The organism is Streptomyces sp. LS1784 (assembly GCF_020103755.1).
Taxonomy (GTDB): domain Bacteria; phylum Actinomycetota; class Actinomycetes; order Streptomycetales; family Streptomycetaceae; genus Kitasatospora.
This window is the reverse complement of the sequence record NZ_JAHSQD010000086.1, coordinates 1-23,124: the sequence shown is the minus strand read 5'-3', so window position 1 is coordinate 23,124 and position 23,124 is coordinate 1. Positions and strand designations below refer to the sequence as shown.

The following is a 23,124-nucleotide window of genomic DNA, read 5'->3' as shown; positions in this document are numbered from 1 at the left end:
CGGCGCGACCGCCATCGGGGGGGCCGCCACCGGCATGCCCACGGGGGCCGCCATCGGCGCGGCGAACCCGCCCGCCGCCGCCCGCCGCTCCAGCTTGTCCAGCCGTGCCTGCAACGACAGCTCGTCGCTGTAGGCGCCCGGCAGCATCACCCGGGCGCAGATCAGCTCCAGCTGCAGCCGCGGCGCCGCGTTGCCGCGCATCTCGGTCAGCCCGGTGTTGACGAGGTCGGCGGCCCGGCTCAGCTCGGCCGCGCCGAACGCGTCCGCCTGCGCCTGCATCACCGCGACCCGGTCGGCCGGGGCGTCGATCAGCCCCTTCTCCCCCGCGTCCGGCACGGTGGCCAGGATCACCAGGTCGCGCAGCCGCTCCAGCAGGTCGGTGACGAAACGGCGCGGGTCGTGCCCGCCCTCGACCACCCGGTCGATCACCTGGAACACCGTCGCCCCGTCGTGCGCGGCGAAGGCGTCCACCACCTCGTCCAGCAGCGCGGAGTCGGTGTACCCGAGCAGCGCCGTGGCCATCTGGTACGTGACGCCGCCCTCGTCGGCCCCGGCCAGCAGCTGGTCCATGACCGACATCGAGTCACGCACCGACCCGGCACCCGCCCGCACCACCAGCGGGAACACGGCGTCCTCGACCTGGATGCCCTCCCGGCCGCACACCTCCGCCAGGTAGTCGCGCAGCGTGCCGGGCGGGACCAGCCGGAACGGGTAGTGGTGCGTCCGGGACCGGATCGTCCCGATCACCTTCTCCGGCTCGGTGGTCGCGAAGATGAACTTGAGGTGCTCCGGAGGCTCCTCGACCACCTTGAGCAGCGCGTTGAAGCCGGCCGAGGTCACCATGTGCGCCTCGTCCAGGATGAAGATCTTGTACCGGCTGTGCACCGGCGCGAAGAACGCCCGCTCGCGCAGCTCGCGCGCGTCGTCCACACCACCGTGCGAGGCGGCGTCGATCTCGATCACGTCGATCGACCCGGGCCCGCCGGTCGCGAGGTCCCGGCAGGACTGGCACTCCCCGCAGGGCGTCGGCGTCGGCCCCTGCTCACAGTTGAGGCAACGGGCCAGGATGCGCGCGCTCGTCGTCTTGCCACAGCCGCGCGGCCCGCTGAACAGGTACGCGTGGTTGACCCTGTTGTTGCGCAGGGCCTGCTGGAGCGGAGCGGTCACGTGCTCCTGCCCGATGACCTCCGCGAAGGTCTCGGGGCGGTAGCGGCGGTACAGGGCTAGGGACACACCACCGACGATATCGGGACGGACCGACAAACGCGTCGCCCCTCACCCCCGGCCAGGGCCCCGGGAACGCAAAGACCCCTCGTGCACCCGCCAGAGCCCTCCTACCCTTGCTGCCTTCCGGCCCTGGGGGGGTTCAGAGAGATGACGCCACACGAGGGGCTGACCCCCACACTACCGGATCCCGGCCCCGACGATCCACAGGCCACCCCCACCCTCCCGCCTGCGGGATAGGTGGTCGCGACCACCCCGAAACATGTACTAAGCTCTCCCTCGGAGGATTCGCCTAGAGGCCTAGGGCGCACGCTTGGAAAGCGTGTTGGGGGCAACCCCTCACGAGTTCGAATCTCGTATCCTCCGCCTTTGATCGAAGGCCCGGACCGCTGCGAAGCGGTCCGGGCCTTCGTCGTCCCGTGGTCGCGGTCTTTGCCGTCAGCTGGACCGACTCCACGTCGCCATCTGTTCCCGGAAGGTCGGGCAGCTGACGATGTCCGTCTTGCTGCACTGGAGGGCATGGGTCAGGAGCTGGTGGGCGTGGTCGAGATCGACCATGCGCTGCTCGATCTCGGCGACCTTGGCGCGGATCATCGCCTGCCTGCGCGGCTGGTCCTGCTGGAACTCCCTGACCTCGGCCAGGCTCAGCCCGGCTTGCTGGAACTTGCGCAACAGCACGATCCGCTCCGCGGCCTGCGGCGGATAGCGCCGCTGCCCACCCTGCCGTTCGGGCGGAGGCAGCAGGCCGTGGCGTTCCCAGAACCGGATGGCTGACGCGGGAACGTTGGCGATCTCGGCAAGCTGACCGATCGTCATACGCAAGCTTCGCCCCTCCCCTTTCTCTCGTCATCTCGTCGTACCGGCCCGACGCTTGACTTGAACCTTAGTTCAAGTCGCAGAGTGGCTGGCACGTGCAGCGGCGGCGAACCGGCCGCCGCCGACAGAGAATTGGGAGATGAAGAGATGACAGACGCACCTGAAGTGACGAGCCGGGCCCACCAGCTCGTCGAGGCTGCCCGGCAGCTCTTCGTGGCGGGGGTGATGTCGCACTCCGGACACGCCAACCTGAGCGTCAGGCTCGACGCCGACCGCTTCCTGCTGACCCCGGGATTCGTCCGCGACCTGGAACCCCACCAGCTGGCGACCGTCGGTCTCGACGGGCAGGTCCTGGAAGGAGAACTGCGCTCCGTCAGCGTCGAGATCATCGCCATGCACAGCGTCGTCTACCGCGCCCGCCCGCACGTGGGCGCGATCATCCACACCCACTCACCCGCCGCGACGGCCTTCGCGGTGGCCCACCGGCCGCTGCCGTGCCGCACCGAACCGATGCTCCGCTTCGGACAGCCCGAGGACGTACCGGTGGTGCCCTGGGGGCCGCGCGGGTCGGACGTGTCGGTCCGGGGCATCGCCGACGTCCTGGAACGACGCCCGACGACGGCCGCGGTCCTCCTGGCCAACCACGGGCTGCTGGTGTTCGGCCCGGACGCGGCGGCTGCCGGCCACCTCGTGGTGGCGATCGAGGAAAGCGCCGAGGCCGAGATCGCCGCCGCGGCGATCGGCGGGGCCGTGGACTTCCCCGAGGGCGCTCTGGAGGCCGTCCGGGCCTCGATCGCACGGGTCTCGTCATGACCGACCACACCTTCGCCGAGCGTTCCGAAGCCCTGCGGGACCGCTACCGCACGACGCTCGGAGCCGTCCCGGGCGCGGTGGAGGACCGTCTGCGGGTGGCCCAGGCCTTCGGCCGGCTCCCCACGGAGGAGGCGTTCACGGCCCTGCGCCACATCGTGCTGGCCGACAGCCCACTCGGTGGTCGAGTGCAACAGTTGGTCCACTTCGGGCAGCTGCTGGCTCTCGGTCGGGCGGAACCGGCCCGGATCCACGCCCGGGGAGCACTCCACGCGGGCGCCGGCATCGCCGACCTCATCGGAGTCGCCGAGACCGCGCTCATCACCTCGGGCACGCCGGCCTACGCGCTCGGCATCGAGATCATCGTCGAACTCCTGCAGGACGACGACGGCCAGGCCGGCTGACCACCGAACAGGTGACGCAGGGCGCGCGAAGTCGCTGTCCTCTGCCCGGGGCTGGTCGAGCAACGGGCCCCACGACTCCTCCCGGCCTAAGGCGGGGCGGATGGCGCAGCTCGCCCGGAGTCTGCTGATGGACCCGGGAGAGCCCGGTCTTCGAGGCCACCAGCGCCCCCGGGCACCTGTTTCGGCGCATGGCCCGGCCCGGCCCTGGTCTCAGTTCTGGTCTCGTTCACCCCCGTCCGGCTGGGTTCGGCCGCTGCCCAACGGTTCGCTTCCCCGCAGGTCAGAACGGGTACGGACGCCGGCGGACAGGGTTCGGGAGAATTGGAAAGCGTGTTGGGGGCAACCCCTCACGAGTTCGAATCTCGTATCCTCCGCCTTCACGAAGGCCCCGACCGGTTCGCCGGTCGGGGCCTTCGTCATGCCCGCGATTGCACCGGCACGAGCCGCCGGGGCGGCTCAGCGCGGAGCGCCCTTGCCCGGGAGCCGGTGGCGGAGGGCGTCCTGGGAGTCGACGTACTTGAGCATGAGGCGGGCGAACTCCAGGCGCTCCCGCTCGGTCCAGTCGGCGGTGATGTACTCGAAGGCCGAGCGCTGGTGGCGGCCGAAGCGGGCCATCAGCTCACGGCCCTCGGGGCTGAGGTGGAGGACGGTGCGGCGACCGTCCCGCTGGGAGGCGGCGCGGATCAGGTAGCCGGCCGAGATGGAGTCGGAGACCATACGGCTGGCCACCGACGGGTCCACACCGAGGTGCTGGGCGACCGCGCCGACGGTGACCTCGCCGGCATCCTCCCTCTCGGCGTCCAGGACGATCCTCAACACCAGCGTGCGACTGAGGTCCTTCTGGGAGATCGGGTCCTCGACTTCCAGGAGCGAGGAGCGCCGCAGCTTCCCGAAGGCCGGACCCACGGCGTCCAGCAGCTCGTCCGCCGTCTTCGGCTCGCGCTTCGTCATGCCCCCATCGTACAGACATGGATGACTCCACGAAGGCATGTGTTGACTCTCAAATGTGTGCATGTAAACATGCATATGTCGCCCAGCAACGAATGGAGCTTCCCATGGCCATCCTCATCACCGGCGCCCGCGGAAAGGTCGGCCAGGCCGTCATCGGCCGCCTGCACTCCGCCGGTCGCACCGTCCGCGCCGCCAGCGCCAACCCCGCCGAACTGGCCGTCCCGGCGGGCGTCGAGACCGCCGAGCTCGCCCTCGACCGGCCCGAGACCTTCGATGCCGCGCTCCGCGGCGTCCGCCAGGTCTTCCTCTACCCCCAACCCGCCGGCATCCACGAGCTGGTCAAGGCCGCCGAGGCCGCCGGCGTCGAGCACGTCGTCCTGCTCTCCTCGTCCTCCGTCCTCGGCCCCCACGCCGAGAACGACCCGCTCGCCGGCCACAGCCTCCAGGTCGAGCGCGCCCTCGCCGCCTCCAATCTCACCTGCACGTTCCTGCGCCCGGACGCCTTCGCCAGCAACTCCCTCGGTTGGGCCCACTTCATCGGCCGGTCGATGCCGATCCAGCTCGCCTACCCGGACGCGCACATCGCACCCATCCACCCCGAGGACATCGCCGACATCGCCGTCGAGGCCCTGACCGGCACCTCCCTCACCGGCCGCTCGGTCACCCTGACCGGCCCCGAGTCGCTCACCTTCCGCGAGCAGCTCGCCGTCCTCGCCGACACCCTCGGCCGTGAGATCCCAATCGAGCAGATCACCCGCGCCGAGGCCGAGCAGCAGATGGGCGACTACATGCCCGCGCCGATGGTCTCCTCGCTGCTCGACCTGTGGGAGGCCGCCGACCACGGTCCGGCGGCCATCGCCGACACCACCGAAACCCTCCTCGGCCGCCCCGCCCGCACGTACCGGCAGTGGGCCCACGAGAACGCCCCCGCCTTCACCCGGCACTGATCCGGACGGGTCCACACCACGAGGCCCGTCCCCTCCACCCAAGGGATTCCATGTCCACGGCCTTACCCCAGGCCCCCTCCACCCCGCAGACCACGCCCGACCGCCGCCGCTGGGCCGTCCTCGCCGTCGTCCTCCTCGCCGCAGTCCTCGACCTCCTCGACGCGACGATCACCAACGTCGCCGCCCCGACCATCGCCACCGATCTGAACGGCGGCGACGCCCTCGTCCAGTGGCTCGGCGCCGGTTACGCCCTTGCCATGGGCGTCCTGCTGGTGGTCGGCGGCAGGCTCGGTGACAAGTTCGGACGCCGCCGCCTGTTCCTGGTCGGCCTCACCGGTTTCACCCTCACGTCCGTCGCCTGCGGCCTGGCCCTCGACCCCGCCTCCCTCATCGGCTTCCGCCTGCTCCAGGGAGCCTTCGGTGCCCTCGTGATCCCACAGGGCTTCGGCATCCTCGGCGCGGCCTTCCCCCCGCACGAACTCGGCAAGGCGTTCGGAGTCTTCGCTCCCTGCCTCGGCCTGTCGGCGATCAGCGGTCCGGTCCTCGCCGGGTTCCTCATCGACGGCTTCGGCTGGCGTTCCATGTTCCTGATCAACATCGCGCTCGGCGGCCTCGCGATCGCACTGGCCACGCGGCTGCTGCCCCGCGACAGCGGCGACCGGACGGTCACCGTCGACGGTCCGGGCTCCGGATTGCTCGCCACCACGATGCTCGGCCTGCTCTACGGCCTGATCGACGGCTCCAGCCACGGCTGGACGCCCGTCCCCATCCTCTCCCTCACCGCCGGAGCCCTGCTCTTCGCCCTGTTCTGCCTGCGCCAGCGAAGCGCCGCCAGCCCGCTCATCGAACCCTCGCTGCTGAAGAACCGCGGCTTCACCTCCGGCCTGGTCCTCGGCCTCGTCTTCTACGCGGCGGTCGCCGGCCTGCTCCTCGTCCTGTCCCTCTTCCTCCAGGACGGGCTGCACCGCACCCCGACCCAGGCCTCGCTCGGCCTCGCCCCGATCGCCGCCGGCATCATCCTCGCCTCGATCGCCGCGCACCGTCTGATGGCCCGCCTCGGCCGAACGCTCATCCTCGTCGGCCTGCTGCTTACGCTGGCCGGGACGCTGTCGCTGCTCGTCCTGATCCAGGCCACCACCCCGACAGCATGGATTCTCATCGCCCCGGTCCTCGTCACCGGCCTCGGCCTCGGCACCTGCTTCGGCACCGTCTACGAGGTCACCCTCGGCGGCGTCGGCCCGAAGGAGTCGGGCAGCGCCAGCGGTTCCCTCTCCGCCGTCGCGCAACTCGCCAACAGCATCGGCGCCGCAGCGATCACTACCGTCTACTTCCACACCCCCGGCGGCTCCACGAACGCAGCCGTCCACAGCCTCGCCGTGGTCGCCGTCGCCGCTCTTGCCTGCTGCGCCCTCGTGTGGCTGCTGCCCCGCAACGCCCGACCCCGGCACCACTGACCCACCCAGGAGCACCACATGAAGCCCATCGGTTACTGGCTCAACCGCACCGACAAGGCCCTCACCGGCTACATGAACTCCATGCTGGCCGAGTTCGGCCTCACCCGACTCGCCTGGCAGGTCCTCAACGTCGTCGGGGACGACCCGCGGGCCACCGACACCGACGTGCTGACCGTCCTTGCCGCCAACGCCGATGTCGACGCTCTGACCGGCGCCATCGAGACCGTCGTCGCCGACGGCTGGGCCGCCCGCCCGGAGCAGGGCCGCCTCGCACTGACCGCCGACGGCCGCACCCGCCTCGCCGAGGTCGCCGAACGCGTCGACGCCTTCCGCGAGTTGTCGACGGCCGGTATCACTCGTGAGGAGTACCGGATCGCCATCACCGTCCTGGAACGGATGACCCACAACCTGGATGGCAGGGCAGAACAATGACTCCACCCAAGCCGCAGCTTCGTCATCGGTAGCTGAATTGCAAGGGCGACCGATCCGGCCCTGGTTGCAGTTCTGGTTGCATTCACCCCGGTCCGGCCACGTACGAGCCTCATCGGACGCGCCGCTCCGCCGCAGATCAGGACGTACGCGGACGCTCTCGGACGGCAGGACGAACAGTTGGAAAGCGTGTTGGGGGCAACCCCTCACGAGTTCGAATCTCGTATCCTCCGCCTTTGCCCAGTAGGGCAGTCGAAGGCCCGGACCGCTTGGCGGTCCGGGCCTTCGTCATGTCGTGGTCTCAGTTTTGGCCCCAGTCGGTCCGGCCGGTTCTGACCGGGCAGCGGGGAGCGCCGACGGCTTCACGGAGTCGGCGCGACGGCGAGCAGGCCGGTGGCACGGTCCGCAGTGAGCACGCCGAGGATGTAGCCGTCCTCGTCGACGACGGGCCGGACCGCCAGGTGCTTGATCCGCATCGCGAGCGCGGCCAGGGCCAGGCCCATAGTCGGCCAGGCGAACGGGCCGCGCTGGTGCGAGGTGGCGCTGATCGTGGTCCGCTCGGTGCACCAGGAGCGGGCCAGGAACGGGTGGAGTCCGGTGCGGGTGACCAGCCGCCCTACTCCCGTGGCGAGCGGCCCGGAGGAGACCGCGGCGGAGTAGCCTGGGAGGCAGACAACCGAGGACATTCCGCACACCGGCATCAGCGCCGACGTCGCCCTGGGTCGTGATGGGTCCCTCGTGGACCGGACGGGCGGCTTCGCATGATGCCGATTCCTTTCCCCACCTTTTCCTCTTCCGGGCCATGGTCGGTGCCCGACACCCCGCTGCTGCCGCGGCTGGAGCTGGAGCCGACGATGTCGCGGGAGGGCGTCTTCGACGGGGCCTGGTGGCCCCGCTCGAACCACGTCCTCGCCGAACTGCCGGACCTGATCACCGCGCTCGGCGCCCACTTCGGACGCATCGTCCGGGTCGGCCTCGACACCACGGCCTGGGACGGCGTGCCCCGGTCCGTCGCGGCGAACGGCCTGACGATCAGGATCAACTGGTTCGCCGGCAGTGACGCGACGATCAGCGTCACCCGGGGCTTCCAGGACCACTTCCTGCTGCTGGTGGTACCGCCCGGCACCGACCCGGCGACGGCCGCCTCGGCGATGGCCGGCGCCTCGGCGACCGGGAACCACACCCCGGCGGCAGAACTTCTGGTCGGCTGAGCGGTCCGGCACCGCCACGGGCCGAGCCGCGGGCCGAACGTCGGCCGAGTTTTCTCCGCCGGGCTGCACGGCGCTCCCGCCGTGCAGCCCGGCGTCGTCAACCGCACCGCCTCGGCATGGCGGTCCACGCCGACACTCCGAACAGGAGGGGGACGGTCGAGGCGGTGAGGCGGGCGTCGTAGAGGCGTCCGCCACGGATTCCCGCCCCGGCGCGAACCGGTCATCGCCGCTCATCCAGGCGGGCGGCCGCACCGGCGTCGACCGATGATGGAAGTCGGGGGCGCGCGACGTTCGAGAGCGGCGTATGGCTGTATGGCATGTTCGGGACTTCACACCGGACGACCTCGAAGCGGTGGTCCGGCTCGATGCCGAGAGTGCCACCACGGATCGCGCCGCCGTCTTCCGCCTCTCCGACGTGGTCGCCGCGTTGCAGGCACGGAATCCGAGCGTCGTCGTGGTGGCCGACGGACATCTCGTGGGCGCGGCGGTGGGCCGGGTGGACGGGGACCGGGCATGGGTGCTGCGCGTCGCCCTGCACCCCGCCTGGCGGAACCTGGGCATGGGCACCGCCCTGCTGTCCGCGCTGGAGCATCGTCTGCGGGACGCCGGCGCCAGGATCGTCGCGGCGCTGCTGCCCGATGAGGAGACCGGCGCCACCGCACTGGTCAACTCCGGATTCCGCCCCCACCGGGGGCTCACGTACTTCGAGAAGTCGGAGGCCGTCAGCGCCCAGGGCGCGACGGTCCTGGCGATGCTGGGCGCGGTCATGCCCGAAGCCCGTCTCTGGGAGCGGCTCACGGGCATGGCCGACGAGAAGCGGCTCATCGAACGGCGACTGGTGCTGCCCCTGGCGAACCCCGAGCTGGCGGACGCCCACGGAGTGGAGCCACCCCGCGCGGTCGTGCTGTTCGGCCCGCCGGGTACGGGCAAGAGCACGTTCGCCAAGGCCGTGGCCGGTCGGCTCGGCTGGCCGTTCATCGAGATCTTCCCCTCCCGGCTCGCCTCCGAGGACGGGCTGGCCACCGGACTCAGCCGCCGCTTCGAGGAGGTGGCGCAGCTCGACCATGTGCTGCTCTTCATCGACGAGGTCGAAGAGGTCGCCGGTACGCGCAGCATCGCCGCCCCCGCGTCGGTCGGCGTGGTCAGCGAACTCCTCAAGTCGATCGTGCGGTTCCGTGACCGCGACGGCCGGCTCCTCGTCTGCGCCACCAACTCGGTGGCCGCACTGGACCCGGCGTTCCTGCGCCACGGCCGGTTCGACTACGTCCTGCCGGTCGGGCCACCCGACTCCGCGGCCCGCGACGCGCTGTGGGCCGGCTACACGGCGAAAACGGGTACCGCCGCCGACACGGCGGTCCTCGCCGAAGCCAGCGAGGGCTTCACTCCCGCCGACATCAGGCAGGTCGCCATGGCGGTCGCCCAGAGCACGTTCGAGCACACGCTCGACACGGGGGAGCGGACCCAGCCCAGCACTCAGGACTATCTCGACGCCATCCACCGCACCCGTCCGACCGTTTCCGAGGAGATGGCCCGGGAGTTCGCCGACCAGGCGGTCCGCTACGGGCGCGTCTGAGCGGCCGCCCTCGTCCCTCCGCCGTCGACGGGCGGCGACGCGCAGGGGCCGCAGTCGCGTTCCGACTTCCTGCCGTCGGCCGTCGCTCCCTCCGACGGCGCCGGTGAGGCCGGCAGGCGGGCGGATGTCGCCCGCAGCCGGGCCGCCTCCTGGCCGGCACCCGCGTAGTCGGCGGGACGGGAGCCGCCCGCTACGGCCGCAGGGCCGGGTGTGTCACTCGCGTGACGACGGATCAACCGCGACCGGTGGACTCCGCCCGGCTACCGCTGAGCAGCCGGGCAACCGCCGCCGACGGCCTGCGGTTCGCCCGGAGCGGATCCCCGTCAGTACTCGGAGCCGCTCCGCAGGTAGGTGCCCGCGACCTGGAGCCACGCTCCGGGGCCGAAGCCCGCCTCCACCCCGGTGCGAGGTGTCCCGAAGACCCGCAGGACGCGCGGCGCGCCGCTCGGATGCAGGTCGTACTCGAAGGTGACGCCGTCCGCGCTGTCCTCGTACTGCAGGTCCAACGGCCCCTTGGACGGCTCCGCCGGTGCCCGGGCCTCGGCCGAGAGTTTCACGTGGACGGACATCTCCGCGTCCCGCCTTCCTGTCTGCCCGAGCAGCCCAGCCCGCACTGCCGGTCCTCTCAGGTCGCTTCCGCCGGCGGCTCGGAGCCGATGCCGGTGGCGATGAGGATCTGCTGTGCCGAGTCGGTTCCGCCGGCCTCGATCGCGCGTGCCATCGCGGCCAGCGCCGCATCCCGGCTCGCCTGCGGGGGGACGACGAGCAGGCTGAAGTGGTCGCGGTCGCCCCGTGTGATGATCACCGTGTCGTCGCCGACCGGGTAGCGGTCGATGTGCACCGACCGGCCGTCGACCATCAGCCGGGCCGGAACGTCGTCCCAGGCGTCCGTGTCCAGTCCGACGCTCGCGATCGGGCCGAGGTGTTCGGTCAACGCATGGAGCAGACTGGGCAGTTCCGCGCCAACGTCCCGTGAGTGCGGCCACCATGCGCCGTCGAGCGCACCCTCGCGTGACTGTGTGGTCTCCAGGCGCAACACGACCGTCCCCGGCTTCGCCACCTGCCGGAACCGGTCCGGCAGCAGTCCCGGGTGGGAGGCGCCGGTCTCGTCCGACATGGCTCGCCACCTATCCGCGGGCGCAAGTCCGGCCCGCTGACGCCGGGCGACCCGCCGGACTGCGGCTTCGGACGCCCCGGTGTTCCCACCGTACTCCGCACCTTGCCGGACCGGTCCAGCGGCGGCGGGCGTCTCAGCGCCACTCGATCAGGAACAGGGTGGCGTCGTCGCTCGTGCGCCCGCCCCGCTTCTCCTTCAGGACGTGGGAGAGCGCGCGCACCACGGCCCTGACCCCGTCCTGCGACCGCTCGACGCGGTCGACCCAGTCGATGAGTTGTTCCTCCCCGAACTGCTCGCCGCCGGCCTCGCGCTCCTCGACCAGTCCGTCCGTGAAGCACAGGACCCGGTCGCCGTGCCGCAGCGCCCGCTCGCTGATCACCGGCTTCTCGCCGCCGAACCCCACCGGCAGGGTGGTGGCGCTCTCCAGCCGTTCGACGACGACGTGGTCGCGGATCAGCAGCGGCTGAGGATGTCCCGCATTGACCCACTGCAGGTGGCCGGTCACGGTGTCCAGGCGCATCATCTGCGCGGTGACGAAGTGGTCTGGCCCGAACTGCTCGGCGATGGCCCGGTCCATGAACGCGTAGATCTCCGCCAGTCCGATGTCGGCGCGCCGGGCGTGCCGGTACGCGCCGATGGCGACGGTCGCCATGGTGGCGGCGTCCAGCCCGTGACCCATGGCGTCGATCGTGGCCACGTGCAGGACGTCGTCGTTGAGCGCGTAGTCGAAGCTGTCGCCGGCCACCTGGTAAGCCGGTTCGAGGATGCCCGCCACGGCGACCCGGGGAACGGTCATCGACAGCGGAGGCAGCAGCGACCACTGGATCTCCGCGGCAACGCTCATCGGTTCCGTGCGCCGGGCCTGGAAGATCCGGTCGGTGTAGCCGGTCCTGGTGACCAGCAGATCAGCGACCAGGGTGGCGAAGCGCCGCAGCAGCCGCCGGTCGTCCTCATCGACGGTGTCGAGCGTGAGAGCCAGCACCCCGACCTCGTCGCCGCCGTCCAGCAAGGGCAGGTAGACCCGCACCCCGCCGGCCTGTGACACCTCGACGGGGAGACCCCGCAGAAAGGCCGCACCCGCGGGGAACCCGTCGATCGGCACCGGCTCCCCGGCGGTCAGCCCCCGACCCGGCAGCGGTACCAGCACCAGCTGGCCGTAGTCCTGCAGCAGGAGCGCCGGATCACGGCCGCCGACCGTCGTCACCGCGTCGGCGATCAGCGGAGCGATCAGGTGGAGCGGCAGCTCGTGGGCCTGATCGAGCAGCGCGCCAAGCAGGCGTTCGCCAAAACCCTCAGCCCGATCCAGTGGGCGCTCGCTGCTCACCGCCGTATCCTCCCCGTCCCGTGCCACCGCCACGGGCACGATCGACCCCGACACTCCGGTGCGGTTCACCGGACCGGCCCTCCCATTACGCCCGACGGGGGCGCGTTACGCCCCGCCCGAACGGCCGGCACGCGACCACCGCGCCGATCGGAGCCGAGTTCCTGCTCGGTGGCGGCAACGCAGACGCCGGGCCGGCGTCGCCCACCGCTGCGAGGTCCACCCGGGGGCGGGCCGCGGCTGCCCGCAGTCCGACACCTCCGAGTTCGGCTCCGAGGCGACGGAACGCCACTGGGCCGCACTGTTCGGCCCTCTCGACCGCACCCTGCGCGGCCGACGGCAAGCGGCCGCGCCCCAGAAGGGGCCGGCACGGAGGAGTGGGCGCCGCGTCGGCTCCCACCGGCACCGGCGGCGGCTTCGGGACCCGCTCCGGCTCCCCCGGGGTGTTGCGGACATGCTCAAAACGCCCCTAGCGTGAGTGACCGTTGATCCGTTCACGTGGAGGTGGCTCGTCTTGATCATCCGTCACGTCAGAACCGTGGCACGAACACTACTCGCAGCCGGCCTGCTCATCACCGGCGCGCTCGTCGGCGCATCGCCGGCGGCGGCCGCTGCGGCACCGACGGACCTGCCCGCGTCCGAGTACACCCTCACCGCGGACTACCACAAGTTCGACACGCTCGACTCGGCCCTCGTCACGGCACTGGGGACCTCTGCCGTGCACACGGTGATGGAGAACGCGAACCACACCCGGCAGGCGCTCCCCGCGTCGTTCTCCGTCGGCGGCCTGTCCACCGGCTTCCGGTTCGACGACGGCGACAACTCCGACTGCCAGAGCTTCCCGCAGGGAATCACGACGAGCCGGGACGCCGTGGGGACCGCGAACAGCGGCAACTACGACGGCCATCAGCTCGTGCTGGTGAGCTGGTACACCAAGGACGGCTGCGACGGCGCCCAGCAGCGCAGTCGGATCACCCTGGTCGACTGGGACGCCACCTACCCCAACACCTACCGCAAGATCCTCCTGGTGGAGCCGACCGGCACCGCGGCGGCGCCGGACTTCAAGGACATCCCGATCCACGCCGGCGGCGTCTCCTGGTACGGCGACTACCTCTACGTCGCCGACACCGGGCGCGGCATGCGCGTCTTCGACATGCGCAAGATCCTCAACACCGACACCGGCGGCACTGCCGACCAGATCGGCCGTCAGTCCGACACCGTCTACTACGCCCACAACTACGCCTACGTGCTGCCCCAGATCGGCACGGTCACGTCGCAGACGACATCCGGCAACGCCCTGGTGTGGTCGTCGATCTCCCTCGACCGGGTCAGCAAGTCGGCCGTGATGACGGAGTACACCTGCCAGTCGGGCTGCACCAGCTACCCCAACCGCCCGCCGAGGGCCGTCCGCTTCCCGTTCGCACCCGGGGCGACGACGTTCGCCGCGACGACGACCGCCAGTCAGGCCCTCCAACTGCCCTGGTACAACCTCAACGGCGTGGCTTCCCACAACGGCCGGTGGTGGTTCAACTCCTCGGGGCAGAAGAAGCTCTACTACTGGACCCCGACCGCAGGCCCCTCCACCTTCGCCTGGGTGGGCGGCGGCGAGAGCCTCTCCTACTGGGAGGACGCCACCGACCCCGACCTGCTGTGGTCGCTGCAGGAGACCACGGGCGGACGCAACGTCTTCGCCGTCACCCAGAGCACCTACGGCGGCGGCTGAGCACCGACCTGTGCCCGGGGTTCGCGACCTGCCGTTCGGCGGTACCCAACCACGGCAAGCGGTTCACTCCGGCGCAGGCCAGGACACATGCGAACCTCGGCGGACGCTCCCAGGGAGCGTGTCGGGGAGCGTGCCGGGGGCAACCCCTCACGAGTTCGAAGCTCGTGCCCCCGCCTTGATCGAAGGCCCGGACCGCATCACGCGGCCCGGGCCTTCGCCGTGCTCGCGACCTCCGCCGTGCTCGCGACCTCCGCCGAACCGGGCCGCCTGCGGGCGCAGCCCGGAACCACACCTGCCGGCGACTTCGCCCCCGTCCGGCACCGGTGCCGTGCCGCCGGCCCCGGTCCCCGTTCGGTCGGAGTCCGGGGCCCGGTCCGGTCGTAGGCTTGTCCCCCACACTCGGGAGGGGAATTGAGCGCGGTCGTCTGTGTGCACGGGGTGAGCGGGCGGCACCCGGGCGAGGACTCGGCCCGGTGCGCCGCGTCGGAGGTGCGCTGATGCGCTACCTCATCGCGGCGGGCACTCGCCACTACGTGGAGGAGCCGGAGCTGCCTCTGGTGCACCAGGACGTCGACGGAGTGGTCGGGCTCTTCGCGTCGATGGGGTACCAGCGGGTGCTGGCCTCCGTCTCCCACGATCCCGCATCGGCGGACTTCGAGGACGCCCTGTCCGATTGGTGCCAGAGCCCCGGGCTCACCGCCGATGACGTACTCGTCGTGTACTACGCCGGACACGGCTCCCGGTCCGCCACCAACCAGTACCGGCTGGCGTGTGCGGACAGCACCCACGGCCGGCCCCGCTCCTGGCTGTCCCTCCCCAACCTGGCCGAGGTCGTCGCCGAATCCCCCCTGCGCAACGTGCTGTTCGTCATCGACGCCTGCCACGCCGCGGCGGCCGGGGCCGGGCTCGGCGCGGTGACCGACACCGTCGTGGCCGGGCGGGGACGCGGTGACGAACTCGGCTCGGGCACCTGGCTGCTGGCCTCCGCGCGCCATCGCGACACCGCCGTGGACGGCGCCTTCGTCTCCGAACTCGCCAAGGCCTACCGCCAGGGTGACGGAGCATCGCAGCGCCACCTGTCCCCGGGCACCATCGCCGACCGGGTCAACCAGTCCTTCGTGGCCTCCGGGCTCAGGCAGCGGGCCGCCTGCTCGTCCGTGGACCAGTCGGAGCCGCCGCCGTTCTTCCCGAACCCGCTGTTCGACCCGCAGGCCGAGGTCACCGGGGAAGGGTGCACCGACGCGGGTTCCGCCGACCTCGCCTCGCACTTCGAACCGCGGGGGCGCGGCGTCGAACAGGTCTACGACTCCGGATCGTACTTCACCGGGCGGGAACGCGCCCTCCGGAGGGGACGCGACCACCTCGCCGGAGAGGAGGGCCCCGGCATCCTCGTGGTGACCGCCGATCCGGGCTCCGGCAAGTCCGCCGTACTCGGGCGGCTCGTCCTGGAAGGCTGCGCCGACGCCTCCGTCAACGCCCACCACCAGACGATGGAAGCACTGGTCGAACGGCTCGCGGCCGCTGCCGACGTACGGGCCGCCACACCAGCGGCGCTGTTCGCGGCACTGGCCGGCCGGCAGCGGCCGTTCCGCGTCATCGTCGACTCGCTCGACGAGGCCGGGCCCGGCGGCGACAAGGCCGAGGCCCGCCGCATCGCCTGGGAACTGCTGCGCCCGCTCGCCGGCGTGGCCTGTGTCCGGCTCGTCATCGGATCGCGCCGTGAGCTGCTGTCCCACATCGGGGACCGGGTGCCGGTCATCGACCTCGACGACCGCGCGTACGCCGACGACACCGACACCGCCGAGTACGTCGCGAAGATCATCTCCGACGCGGGCGCACCCTACGAGCACACCCCCGGCCTCGCGCGCCAGGTGGCGGACGAGGTCGCACGCCGGGCCGGCCGCTGCTTCCTGGTCGCCCGCATGACGGCGAGCGCGCTGCTGCGCGACCGGCCCGTCGACACCTCCGTGCCGGGCTGGACGGAACAGCTCCCCTCCGACGTCGGCGGCGCCTTCGAGGCGTACCTCCAGCGGCTTCCGTCCGACCGCCACGAGCCGACGATGGCGCTGCTCACCGCCCTGGCCTTCGGGGAGGGCAGCGGCCTGCCGCGCAGGATCTGGGTGCAGGCCGCCAGGAGCCTGTCGGGCATGCCGCTCACGGAGGCGCACATCGACGTGCTCCTGGAGGAGGACGGCTCCTACCTGTCCCACGCGGTGGTGGACGGGACCAGGCACTTCCGGCTGTACCACCAGGAACTGACGGACCACATGAAGACCCGGGTGCTCGCGCGCCGGGATCTCAAGGACGTCCAGGAGTGCTTCGTCGACACGCTGACGGGCCTGGTCCCGGACCGGGCCTGGTCGCGGGCCCACCCCTACGTACTGGCCCATCTCGCGACCCATGCGGCCGAGTCGGGGGCACTGGACGACCTCCTGGCGGACGCCTCGTACGTCGTCGGCGCGGAGCCTTCGACCCTGCTTCCCGCACTGCGCCACGCGTTGCGCGATCCCATGCTGTCCATGGCCGTCGAACGCTACTGCTACCTCCTCACGGACGGAGCCTCCGCGGCGGTCGACCGGGCCGCCCTGCTGGCGTACGTCGCGGGCGCCCACGGGGAGCACGCACTCGCCCGGCAGGCCGAGGAGCTCTCCGGTTCGCTGCGGCGGATCCGGGTCGAGCCCCGTGAGATCACCCCGCACCGGGTGGTGGGGCGGCACGAGGGGGACGCGTACGCGATCAGGTCGGTGAGTCTGGGCTGGACGGTCAGGGACCTCGTCCTGCCGGCCGGCGGCCGGGCCGTGCTGGCGAGCGAGCCTTCGGTTCCCCACGTGCACGTCTGGATGCTCGACGAGCCGTCCCGGTCGACGATCCTGCCGCACCCGGCGAACGTCCTCGGACTCGCGGTGCTCACCGACCGGGCCGGACGGACGGAGGCGGTCACACTCGACGCCCGGGGCACGATCCGGGTCTGGAACGTACCGGATCAGACGCTCTCCCGGGCGATCCCCGACACCGGGTACCACGAGCTCCTCGACGCCGGGCTCCGGTCCGACGGCACGCCGGTCGCCGTGTGCCGGGACACGGAACACGTGGTGGCCCTGGTGCTCCCGGAGTGGCGGGAACTGGTCCGGGTGGACTGCCCCACGCCCCCGCAGAACACCTTCGACGCCCCCAAGGCCTCGGCCCGTCTCGGCCACGACGCGGACGGTCGCCTCTGCCTGCTCACCTGCGACGGCACGCGGGGACGCCTTCTCCTGCACCGCCTGGAAGAGCCGCACGACCCCTCGGTCGTGCGGGAGGGGATGGCGCAGCCCCTGGTGGTCGACAGCATCCACCGAACGGACGGGACCGTGGCCGCGATCGCCGAGTCCCGCGTCGCCATGAGCCTGTTCGACATGGGCACGGGGAAGATCACGACCGTGCCCTTCGACGGATTCTCGTGGCAGGAAGCCCGGTTCGCCCACGGCAGTGCCACCGATGCCGTCCTCGTGGCGCAGGACGACGAGAACCTGCTGATCCTCCGCCTCGACGCACCACCACAACGCCTTGCCGCGCGTGGCAAACCGGCCGGTCATGCCTCACGGATGGAACCCGTCCTGCGTTCCGACGGCCAGGTCGTTGCGGTGACGGTGGGCTATCGGAGCCAGCTGACCGTCGTCGACTGCGGGACCGGCGAGGCTGTCGGCTCACCCGTCTACGGCCACGAGAGCGCCGTGTGCGCCCTGCTCCTGCTCGACGTGCCCGGGGCCGAGGGGCCCGACGTCCTCGCCGTCGGCAACGACGGCACGGCTCGGCTCTGGCCGTGGGGCGCCCACGAACGCGCACTGCCGTCCACCGGGCAGGACCCGGCCGATCCCCAGGTCTCGGCACCCGAAGTGGACTCGCTGATCCCCTGGTCCCAGGATCCGTCGGCCGTCACGGTGGTGTCCCACCGACTCGCCAGGCGCATGCGCGCGGACCAGCTGGACGAGCCGCTGCTCGACGTCGGCCCCTGCCCCGGCCTGGCGCTCGGGGACACTCCCGCCGAGGAGGACCGCTCCGAGGACCCCGACGGCACGCTCAACCTGCTCTCCTGGGAGTACACGGGGCACGTGGAGGCCGAGGTCGTCGGTCCCGATGCCGAAGGCTGGCCGCTCTCGAAGCCGATGTCGCTCTGCATCTGGCACCGGGTGCGCCGCGGCTCGGAGATCGAGAACGGCGAACTCGCCTGGCTGCACGGTGAGAGAGGGCAAGTGCGCGGGCAACTCCTTCCCTCGACGCGCTGGAACGCCGGCACGCGCTTCGTGGGCTTCGACGCGGTGAGCGGGTGCGTCGCGCTGCTGAACGCCCCCGATGACACCCCGGAGTGGGTGACCCTCCCGTGGATCATCGACCCCGGCAACGACGGCGTCGTTTCGACGGCGTTCACCACCACGTCCGGCGCCCCGGTGCTGATGACCGCCGTCCGACCGGCTCACGAGTACGAATCCAGCGTGGCGGGTCGATGGATCCGACCCTCCGGCGCCGCCGACCTCGTGGAGACGTGGGAACCACGCCCGCAGGGCCCTGTCGTCGGCCGGATATGGAACATCCCCACGGGCACTCCGTACCAGGACGACGGGGTCGAACTCGCCTCCGACGTCTTCCGCCTGGTACCTCACCACGGCATCACCGGGACCCGCTGGATCGCGGAACAGGGGTTCGGCGGCGCGACTTCGGTGATCGACCTGACGACGAACCGTCGGTACGCGGTCACCCTCCCGCCCAAAGCCGGAAGCTCCGGTCGCCGAGGCCGTCGCACGCTGTTCTCCGGCTACTCCCGCGACCTCTGCTGGGCCGAACTGCCGGACGGCACTCCCCTGCTGCTCCACCTCGACACCGCGGCGCCCGGCGAAACCGATGCGTTTCCGGTCGCGGTCTGGAATCCCGCGACGCCCGACATCTCCCGGTGTCTGCCCGTCCCGGCTTTCCGCATCCTGTGGACCGGCCCCGCGCCCAACGGCGAGGCCCTGGTGGCCGTGAGCGACGAGCACGGTGTGGCCCTGTGCCACCTGCCCAGCTGCGAGAAGGTGTGGTCCGCCCCGCTGCCCGCCCTCGTCACCTCGCTCACCGCCCTTCCCGGGAGCCCGTGCCTCGACCTGGCCGTCGGCACCCAGCAGGGGGTCGTCTTCCTGCGCCCCCAGCTGCCCCCGGACTGGTGCAGGGCCCTCGGCGTCGACTGATCCGCCGGTGTCCGATTCGTTCAAGACCAGACGTCCCGGTGCCGCCTAGCGTGGCGGGCATGAACAGCACACCTGCACCGCAGTTCGCCTTCGTCGGGCTGGCCGTTTCGGACATGGCCGCCTCGGTCGCCTTCTACCGGCGGTTGGGGGTGGGGTTCGCCGAGGGGGCCGAGGGTGAGGCGCACGTCGAGGCCGAGTTGCCGGGCGGGCCGCTCCTGGTGCTCGACACCGAGGCCACCATCCGGTCGTTCCACCCCTCCTGGCAGCCGCCGAGCCGCGGCACGCGGGCCGCGCTGGCGTTCCGCTGCGCGAGCCCCGCGCAGGTGGACGCGCTGTACGAGGAGCTGACCGGCGCCGGGTACCACGGGGAGTTGAAGCCCTGGGACGCCTTCTGGGGGCAGCGCTACGCCGTGGTGCACGATCCGGACGGCAACGGGGTGGACCTGCTCGCGCCCCTGTAGAGGACCTGGCCGAGCAGCAGCGCCGTCATCGGCATGCCCGCCAACTGCCGTACGTCGCGGGCCAGGTGGGCCTGGTCCGCATAGCCGGCCAGGGCCGCCGTCTCGGCCGGCGGGACGCCGGAGCGGGCGAGCGCCAGGGCGCGCTGCATGCGCAGGATCCGGGCGAGGGTCTTGGGGCCGTAGCCGAAGGCGGCCAGTGAGCGGCGGTGGAGTTGGCGCGCGCCGAGGCCGACCGTCGCGGCCGTCGCGGCGACGGACCGTCCGGCGGCGAGCGAGGCGGCCACCGAGCGGATCAGCGGGTCCTCGGGCCGGGCCTCGGCCGCCAGGCGCAGGGCCAGGGCCTCCAGTGCGGCGGCCGGGTCGGGGGCCGCGTCGATGCGTTCGGTCAGGAGCCTGACTTCGGCGGCGGGCCGCAGGTCGGCCAACTCGACCCGGCGGTCCCGTAGTTCGTGTGCGGGTACGCCGAGCAACGCGGGGGCGGCGCCGGGCCGGAAGCGTACGCCGGCCCACGGGCCGCGCAGCCCGGGGCCGGGGCGGAAGGCGCGGGTGTCCGGTCCGGCGACCAGGAGCCGCCCCTGTGTCCACAGCAGGTCCATGCAGCCGTCGGGCAGAACGGGCCCGGCCTGGGCGGCGTCCGTACGCCCGAGGGCCTGCTTCGTCCACACGACCGCACCGGGCAGCCGGGACGCGCGCTCCAGGTACGGCGAGGACGATTCCATGACGCGAGGCTACGCGCCGCGGGACGGGGGCGCGCGAACGCCGTTGGCCCGGCTGCACCAGGCAACCGGGGCCAACGGGGGTGTCAGAGACGTCGGACCGGACGGGCGGGGGCTCAGGCGACCGGCTCGGCCTCCGGCGCCACCGGAGCGTCGCCCCCCGCACCGGCGGTCTTCCGGCCGTCGCGCATCAGCACCAGGGTGAGCACCGCGGCCGCGACGACCGCGATGCCGCCCACCGTGAAGGTGGTGGAGGTGGCGGTGTTGAACGCCTCCCGGGCGGCCGAGACCAGTCCGCCGTCCCCGGTGGAGCGGGCCACCGCGAGCGCGCCGGTGATGTCGTGGCGGGCGGCCTCGGGGGCGGCGTCGGGCATCGCGCCGGTGTAGGTGCTGGAGAGCACGGTGCCGAGGATGGCCACGCCGAGCGCCGCGCCGGACTGCTGGATGGTGTCGTTGAGCGCCGAGCCGACGCCGGCGTGCTCGCTGGGGATGGCACCCATCAGCGCGTTGGCGGCGGCCGGCATGCCGAGGCCGGAGCCGATGCCGAGCACCAGCATGGCCAGGCCGACCTTGGTGAAGCCGTCGCCGACCGACAGGGTGGCCAGCAGCCCGAAGCCGCCCGTGATGATCAGCATGCCGATCGAGGTGAGCACCCGCGCCGGGACCTTCTTGCCGAGCACCGCACCCAGCGCGTTGAACACCAGCGAGGCGATGGCCAGCGGGATGAAGGCGAGTCCGGTGTCGGTGGGCGAGAACTCCAGCACGAACTGGAGGTGCTGGGTGAGGACCAGCATCAGCCCGCCGGTGGCGAAGGTCAGCAGGACGAGCGAGAAGCTGGCGCCGGTGAAGACCCGGTTGCGGAACAGGTTGAGCGGGACCATCGGCGAGTCGGTGCGGACCTGCCGGACGGCGAAGCCGGCCAGTGCGGCCACCGCGAGGAGGAGCGCGCCGAGGGTGCTCACGCTGGTGAAGCCGTCCCGGGGCAGCACGATGATCGACCAGACCAGCGCCGTCATGCCGATCATCGACAGCACCATGCCCGGCAGGTCGGGACGCCGCCACGGCCCCTTGGACTCGGGCATCAGCACCATCGCGGCGACGATGGCGACCGCCGCGACCGGCACGTTGAGCAGGAAGACCGCGCCCCACCAGAAGTGCGCGATCAGCGCGCCGCCCAGCACCGGACCGCCGACCAGGCCGATCATGGCCACCGCGGTCCAGGCGGCGATCGCCTTCGGGCGCTCCTCGTCGTCGAAGACGGTGATCAGGATGGAGAGCGTGCTCGGCATGACCAGCGCGCCGCCGACGCCCATCAGGACGCGCCCGGCTATCAGCTCACCGGGGCTTCCGGCGTACGCCGCGACCAGCGAGGCGGCGCCGAACAGCGCCAGTCCGACGACCATCACCTTCCGTCGTCCGAAGCGGTCGGAGAGGCTGCCCGAGGTGAGCAGCAGGCCGGCGAAGACCAGGATGTACGAGTCGATGATCCACTGGATGTCCTGCGCCCCGGCCTTGAGGTCCTCCGCGATCGGCGGGACGGACACCGTGAGCACCATGTTGTCGATCACCAGCACCAGGCTGCTGAGACAGAGCACGACCAGAATGAGCCAGCGCTGCGGATGACGTTCCACGGCGTTTCCCCCTTCGAGCTTCGGATCGGACGCGGGCTGTGGCCGCGCGGAAGTCGTCGCGGGCACACCGCCCTCCGTCCCCAGGGGGTACGGTGTGCGCCGCTCCGAACACTGTACGGATGCCGCACACTGTTCGCAACGCCGTACGCCGTTCGACCTCCGTACGCTGTTCGTGGCGCCGTACACTGTTCGCATCCGTGTGGCGAGCTGCGCCGGACCGGACCGGGTCCGGACGATTGGTGAGGAGGGCCCGATGGCGGCCAAATCAGAGGACGGTACGACCCCGGGCATCCCGACGCTGTGGAACCGGCCCCAGCGACGGCGGGAGCAGCCCACCCTCAGCCGCGAGCAGATCGTCGCCGAGGCCTTCGCACTGTTGGACTCCGACGGCATCGAGGCGCTGAGCATGCGCAAGCTCGCCGCCCGGCTGAACGCCGGCGCGACCTCGCTCTACACCCACGTCGCCAACAAGGACGAGCTGCTCGCCCTGGTCGTCGACCAGGTCTTCGGCGCCCTCCCGCTGACCGAGGCCGAGGGCTCCGAGGACCCGGAGGTCTGGCGCGCGAAGGTCATGGAGTGCGCCGAGAGCGTGCGCGCGGCCGTCATGCGCCACCCCTGGATGGTGTCCGTGATCGGCGACGTCGGGATGATCTACCTCGGCCCCAACTGGATGCGGCTCTCCGAGGCCCAGCTGGCCGTGATGAACACGGCCGGTTTCGAGATCGGCGAGGCGAACGACGCGATGAGCGCGGTCATGGGCTACACCATCGGAACCGCCTGCGTGGAGGCCTCCTGGGTGACCTCGCTGGCCCGCAGCGGCCAGGACGAGCAGGAGTGGATGAACCAGCTCCTGCCCACCGTCATCGAGGCCACCAAGGAGTTCCCGCTGCTGCACCGGCTGTACACCACCGAGGTTCCGGACGAGGTCGCCGCGGGCCGGGACAGCAGCTTCGCCCGTGGCGTCAACGTCATCCTGGACGGGATCGAGGCGTCCCGGGCCGCCCGCCGCGAGGGCTGAGCCCGGACGGTCGGCCCACCCGGGACGTGCTCAGCCCCCGCTGAGCGCCTGCACCTCCGCGTACCCGGGCACCGGGCCGACCGGCTCGCCCGCCGCGACGGCCGCCGCCGTGGCCAC

Annotated in this window: 20 protein-coding genes, 1 tRNA gene and 1 other RNA gene; 12 read left to right on the top strand and 10 right to left on the bottom strand. The window is 71.8% G+C overall.

Annotated features, from left to right (window positions below):
* Both KS423_RS13420 and ffs read right to left on the bottom strand, forming a co-directional pair.
* Window positions 1–1,233 (bottom strand): DNA polymerase III subunit gamma and tau (locus KS423_RS13420; RefSeq protein ID WP_224278743.1); only part of this gene is annotated, 1,233 nt, incomplete at its 3' end.
* A 70-nt stretch (window positions 1,234–1,303) separates the two neighbouring features.
* Window positions 1,304–1,394: signal recognition particle sRNA small type (gene ffs, locus KS423_RS13415), an RNA gene on the bottom strand.
* A 111-nt stretch (window positions 1,395–1,505) separates the two neighbouring features.
* Here ffs and KS423_RS13410 point away from each other — a divergent pair.
* Window positions 1,506–1,590 (top strand) — tRNA-Ser (locus tag KS423_RS13410).
* Between the two features lie 72 nt (window positions 1,591–1,662).
* Here KS423_RS13410 and KS423_RS13405 read toward each other — a convergent pair.
* Complete coding sequence (locus KS423_RS13405; protein WP_224278741.1) at window positions 1,663–2,040, bottom strand: MerR family transcriptional regulator; 378 nt, start codon at window positions 2,038–2,040, stop codon at window positions 1,663–1,665.
* A gap of 147 nt (window positions 2,041–2,187) precedes the next feature.
* On the opposite strand from KS423_RS13405, the gene KS423_RS13400 reads away from it, so the two are divergent.
* Entirely contained in the window at window positions 2,188–2,853 is a 666-nt protein-coding gene (locus KS423_RS13400; protein WP_224278739.1) for a class II aldolase/adducin family protein, read from the top strand.
* Entirely contained in the window at window positions 2,850–3,254 is a 405-nt protein-coding gene (locus KS423_RS13395) for a carboxymuconolactone decarboxylase family protein (protein ID WP_224278737.1), read from the top strand. The genes KS423_RS13400 and KS423_RS13395 overlap by 4 nt, the downstream gene beginning before the upstream one ends.
* Window positions 3,255–3,710: 456 nt before the next feature.
* On the opposite strand, the gene KS423_RS13390 is transcribed toward KS423_RS13395, so the two are convergent.
* On the bottom strand, window positions 3,711–4,205 hold the full coding sequence (locus KS423_RS13390; protein ID WP_224278727.1) for a MarR family winged helix-turn-helix transcriptional regulator: 495 nt from the start codon (window positions 4,203–4,205) through the stop codon (window positions 3,711–3,713).
* A gap of 104 nt (window positions 4,206–4,309) precedes the next feature.
* Between KS423_RS13390 and KS423_RS13385 the strand changes: the two genes are divergently transcribed.
* From KS423_RS13385 to KS423_RS13375, 3 genes are read left to right on the top strand one after another with little or no spacing between them, the layout of a single operon-like run.
* Window positions 4,310–5,152: an NAD(P)H-binding protein gene (locus KS423_RS13385; RefSeq protein ID WP_224278725.1), complete on the top strand. Its 843-nt coding sequence runs from the start codon at window positions 4,310–4,312 to the stop codon at window positions 5,150–5,152.
* A gap of 50 nt (window positions 5,153–5,202) precedes the next feature.
* A complete protein-coding gene (locus KS423_RS13380; protein WP_224278723.1) occupies window positions 5,203–6,606 on the top strand; it encodes a DHA2 family efflux MFS transporter permease subunit in 1,404 nt (467 codons plus the stop codon).
* A gap of 18 nt (window positions 6,607–6,624) precedes the next feature.
* Window positions 6,625–7,038, top strand: a complete 414-nt coding sequence (locus KS423_RS13375) for a MarR family winged helix-turn-helix transcriptional regulator (RefSeq protein WP_224278721.1) — start codon at window positions 6,625–6,627, stop codon at window positions 7,036–7,038.
* A gap of 359 nt (window positions 7,039–7,397) precedes the next feature.
* Here KS423_RS13375 and KS423_RS13370 read toward each other — a convergent pair whose 3' ends face one another.
* Window positions 7,398–7,721, bottom strand: a complete 324-nt coding sequence (locus KS423_RS13370) for a hypothetical protein (RefSeq protein WP_224278713.1) — start codon at window positions 7,719–7,721, stop codon at window positions 7,398–7,400.
* 123 nt (window positions 7,722–7,844) lie between these two features.
* Between KS423_RS13370 and KS423_RS13365 the strand changes: the two genes are divergently transcribed.
* Window positions 7,845–8,246 (top strand): DUF5994 family protein, encoded by a 402-nt coding sequence (locus KS423_RS13365; RefSeq protein WP_224278711.1) that lies wholly within the window; start codon window positions 7,845–7,847, stop codon window positions 8,244–8,246.
* A 304-nt stretch (window positions 8,247–8,550) separates the two neighbouring features.
* Complete coding sequence (locus KS423_RS13360) at window positions 8,551–9,819, top strand: ATP-binding protein (protein ID WP_224278709.1); 1,269 nt, start codon at window positions 8,551–8,553, stop codon at window positions 9,817–9,819.
* A gap of 323 nt (window positions 9,820–10,142) precedes the next feature.
* Here KS423_RS13360 and KS423_RS13355 read toward each other — a convergent pair whose 3' ends face one another.
* From KS423_RS13355 to KS423_RS13345, 3 genes are all read right to left on the bottom strand, one after another.
* A complete protein-coding gene (locus KS423_RS13355) occupies window positions 10,143–10,388 on the bottom strand; it encodes a hypothetical protein (RefSeq protein ID WP_224278708.1) in 246 nt (81 codons plus the stop codon).
* A gap of 56 nt (window positions 10,389–10,444) precedes the next feature.
* The gene (locus KS423_RS13350; RefSeq protein ID WP_224278706.1) at window positions 10,445–10,936 is read right to left on the bottom strand and encodes a DUF5994 family protein; all 492 of its coding nucleotides are present in this window, start codon (window positions 10,934–10,936) and stop codon (window positions 10,445–10,447) included.
* 133 nt (window positions 10,937–11,069) lie between these two features.
* Window positions 11,070–12,260 (bottom strand): PP2C family protein-serine/threonine phosphatase, encoded by a 1,191-nt coding sequence (locus tag KS423_RS13345; RefSeq protein ID WP_224278704.1) that lies wholly within the window; start codon window positions 12,258–12,260, stop codon window positions 11,070–11,072.
* A gap of 535 nt (window positions 12,261–12,795) precedes the next feature.
* Between KS423_RS13345 and KS423_RS13335 the strand changes: the two genes are divergently transcribed.
* The 3 genes from KS423_RS13335 to KS423_RS13325 all read left to right on the top strand — a co-directional run bounded on the left by KS423_RS13335 (window position 12,796) and on the right by KS423_RS13325 (window position 19,642).
* Window positions 12,796–13,980, top strand: a complete 1,185-nt coding sequence (locus tag KS423_RS13335; protein WP_224278702.1) for a hypothetical protein — start codon at window positions 12,796–12,798, stop codon at window positions 13,978–13,980.
* Window positions 13,981–14,477: 497 nt separating this feature from the next.
* A complete protein-coding gene (locus tag KS423_RS13330; RefSeq protein WP_224278700.1) occupies window positions 14,478–19,181 on the top strand; it encodes a caspase family protein in 4,704 nt (1,567 codons plus the stop codon).
* A gap of 59 nt (window positions 19,182–19,240) precedes the next feature.
* Window positions 19,241–19,642 (top strand): VOC family protein, encoded by a 402-nt coding sequence (locus KS423_RS13325; RefSeq protein WP_224278698.1) that lies wholly within the window; start codon window positions 19,241–19,243, stop codon window positions 19,640–19,642.
* Here KS423_RS13325 and KS423_RS13320 read toward each other — a convergent pair.
* Both KS423_RS13320 and KS423_RS13315 read right to left on the bottom strand, forming a co-directional pair.
* The gene (locus tag KS423_RS13320) at window positions 19,585–20,361 is read right to left on the bottom strand and encodes a helix-turn-helix domain-containing protein (RefSeq protein WP_224278696.1); all 777 of its coding nucleotides are present in this window, start codon (window positions 20,359–20,361) and stop codon (window positions 19,585–19,587) included. The genes KS423_RS13325 and KS423_RS13320 overlap by 58 nt on opposite strands.
* 113 nt (window positions 20,362–20,474) lie before the next feature.
* Window positions 20,475–21,989, bottom strand: coding sequence for an MFS transporter (locus KS423_RS13315; RefSeq protein ID WP_224278689.1), 1,515 nt, complete (start codon window positions 21,987–21,989; stop codon window positions 20,475–20,477).
* A 253-nt stretch (window positions 21,990–22,242) separates the two neighbouring features.
* On the opposite strand from KS423_RS13315, the gene KS423_RS13310 reads away from it, so the two are divergent.
* On the top strand, window positions 22,243–23,007 hold the full coding sequence (locus KS423_RS13310) for a TetR/AcrR family transcriptional regulator C-terminal domain-containing protein (RefSeq protein WP_224278687.1): 765 nt from the start codon (window positions 22,243–22,245) through the stop codon (window positions 23,005–23,007).
* Window positions 23,008–23,124: the final 117 nt, after the last annotated feature.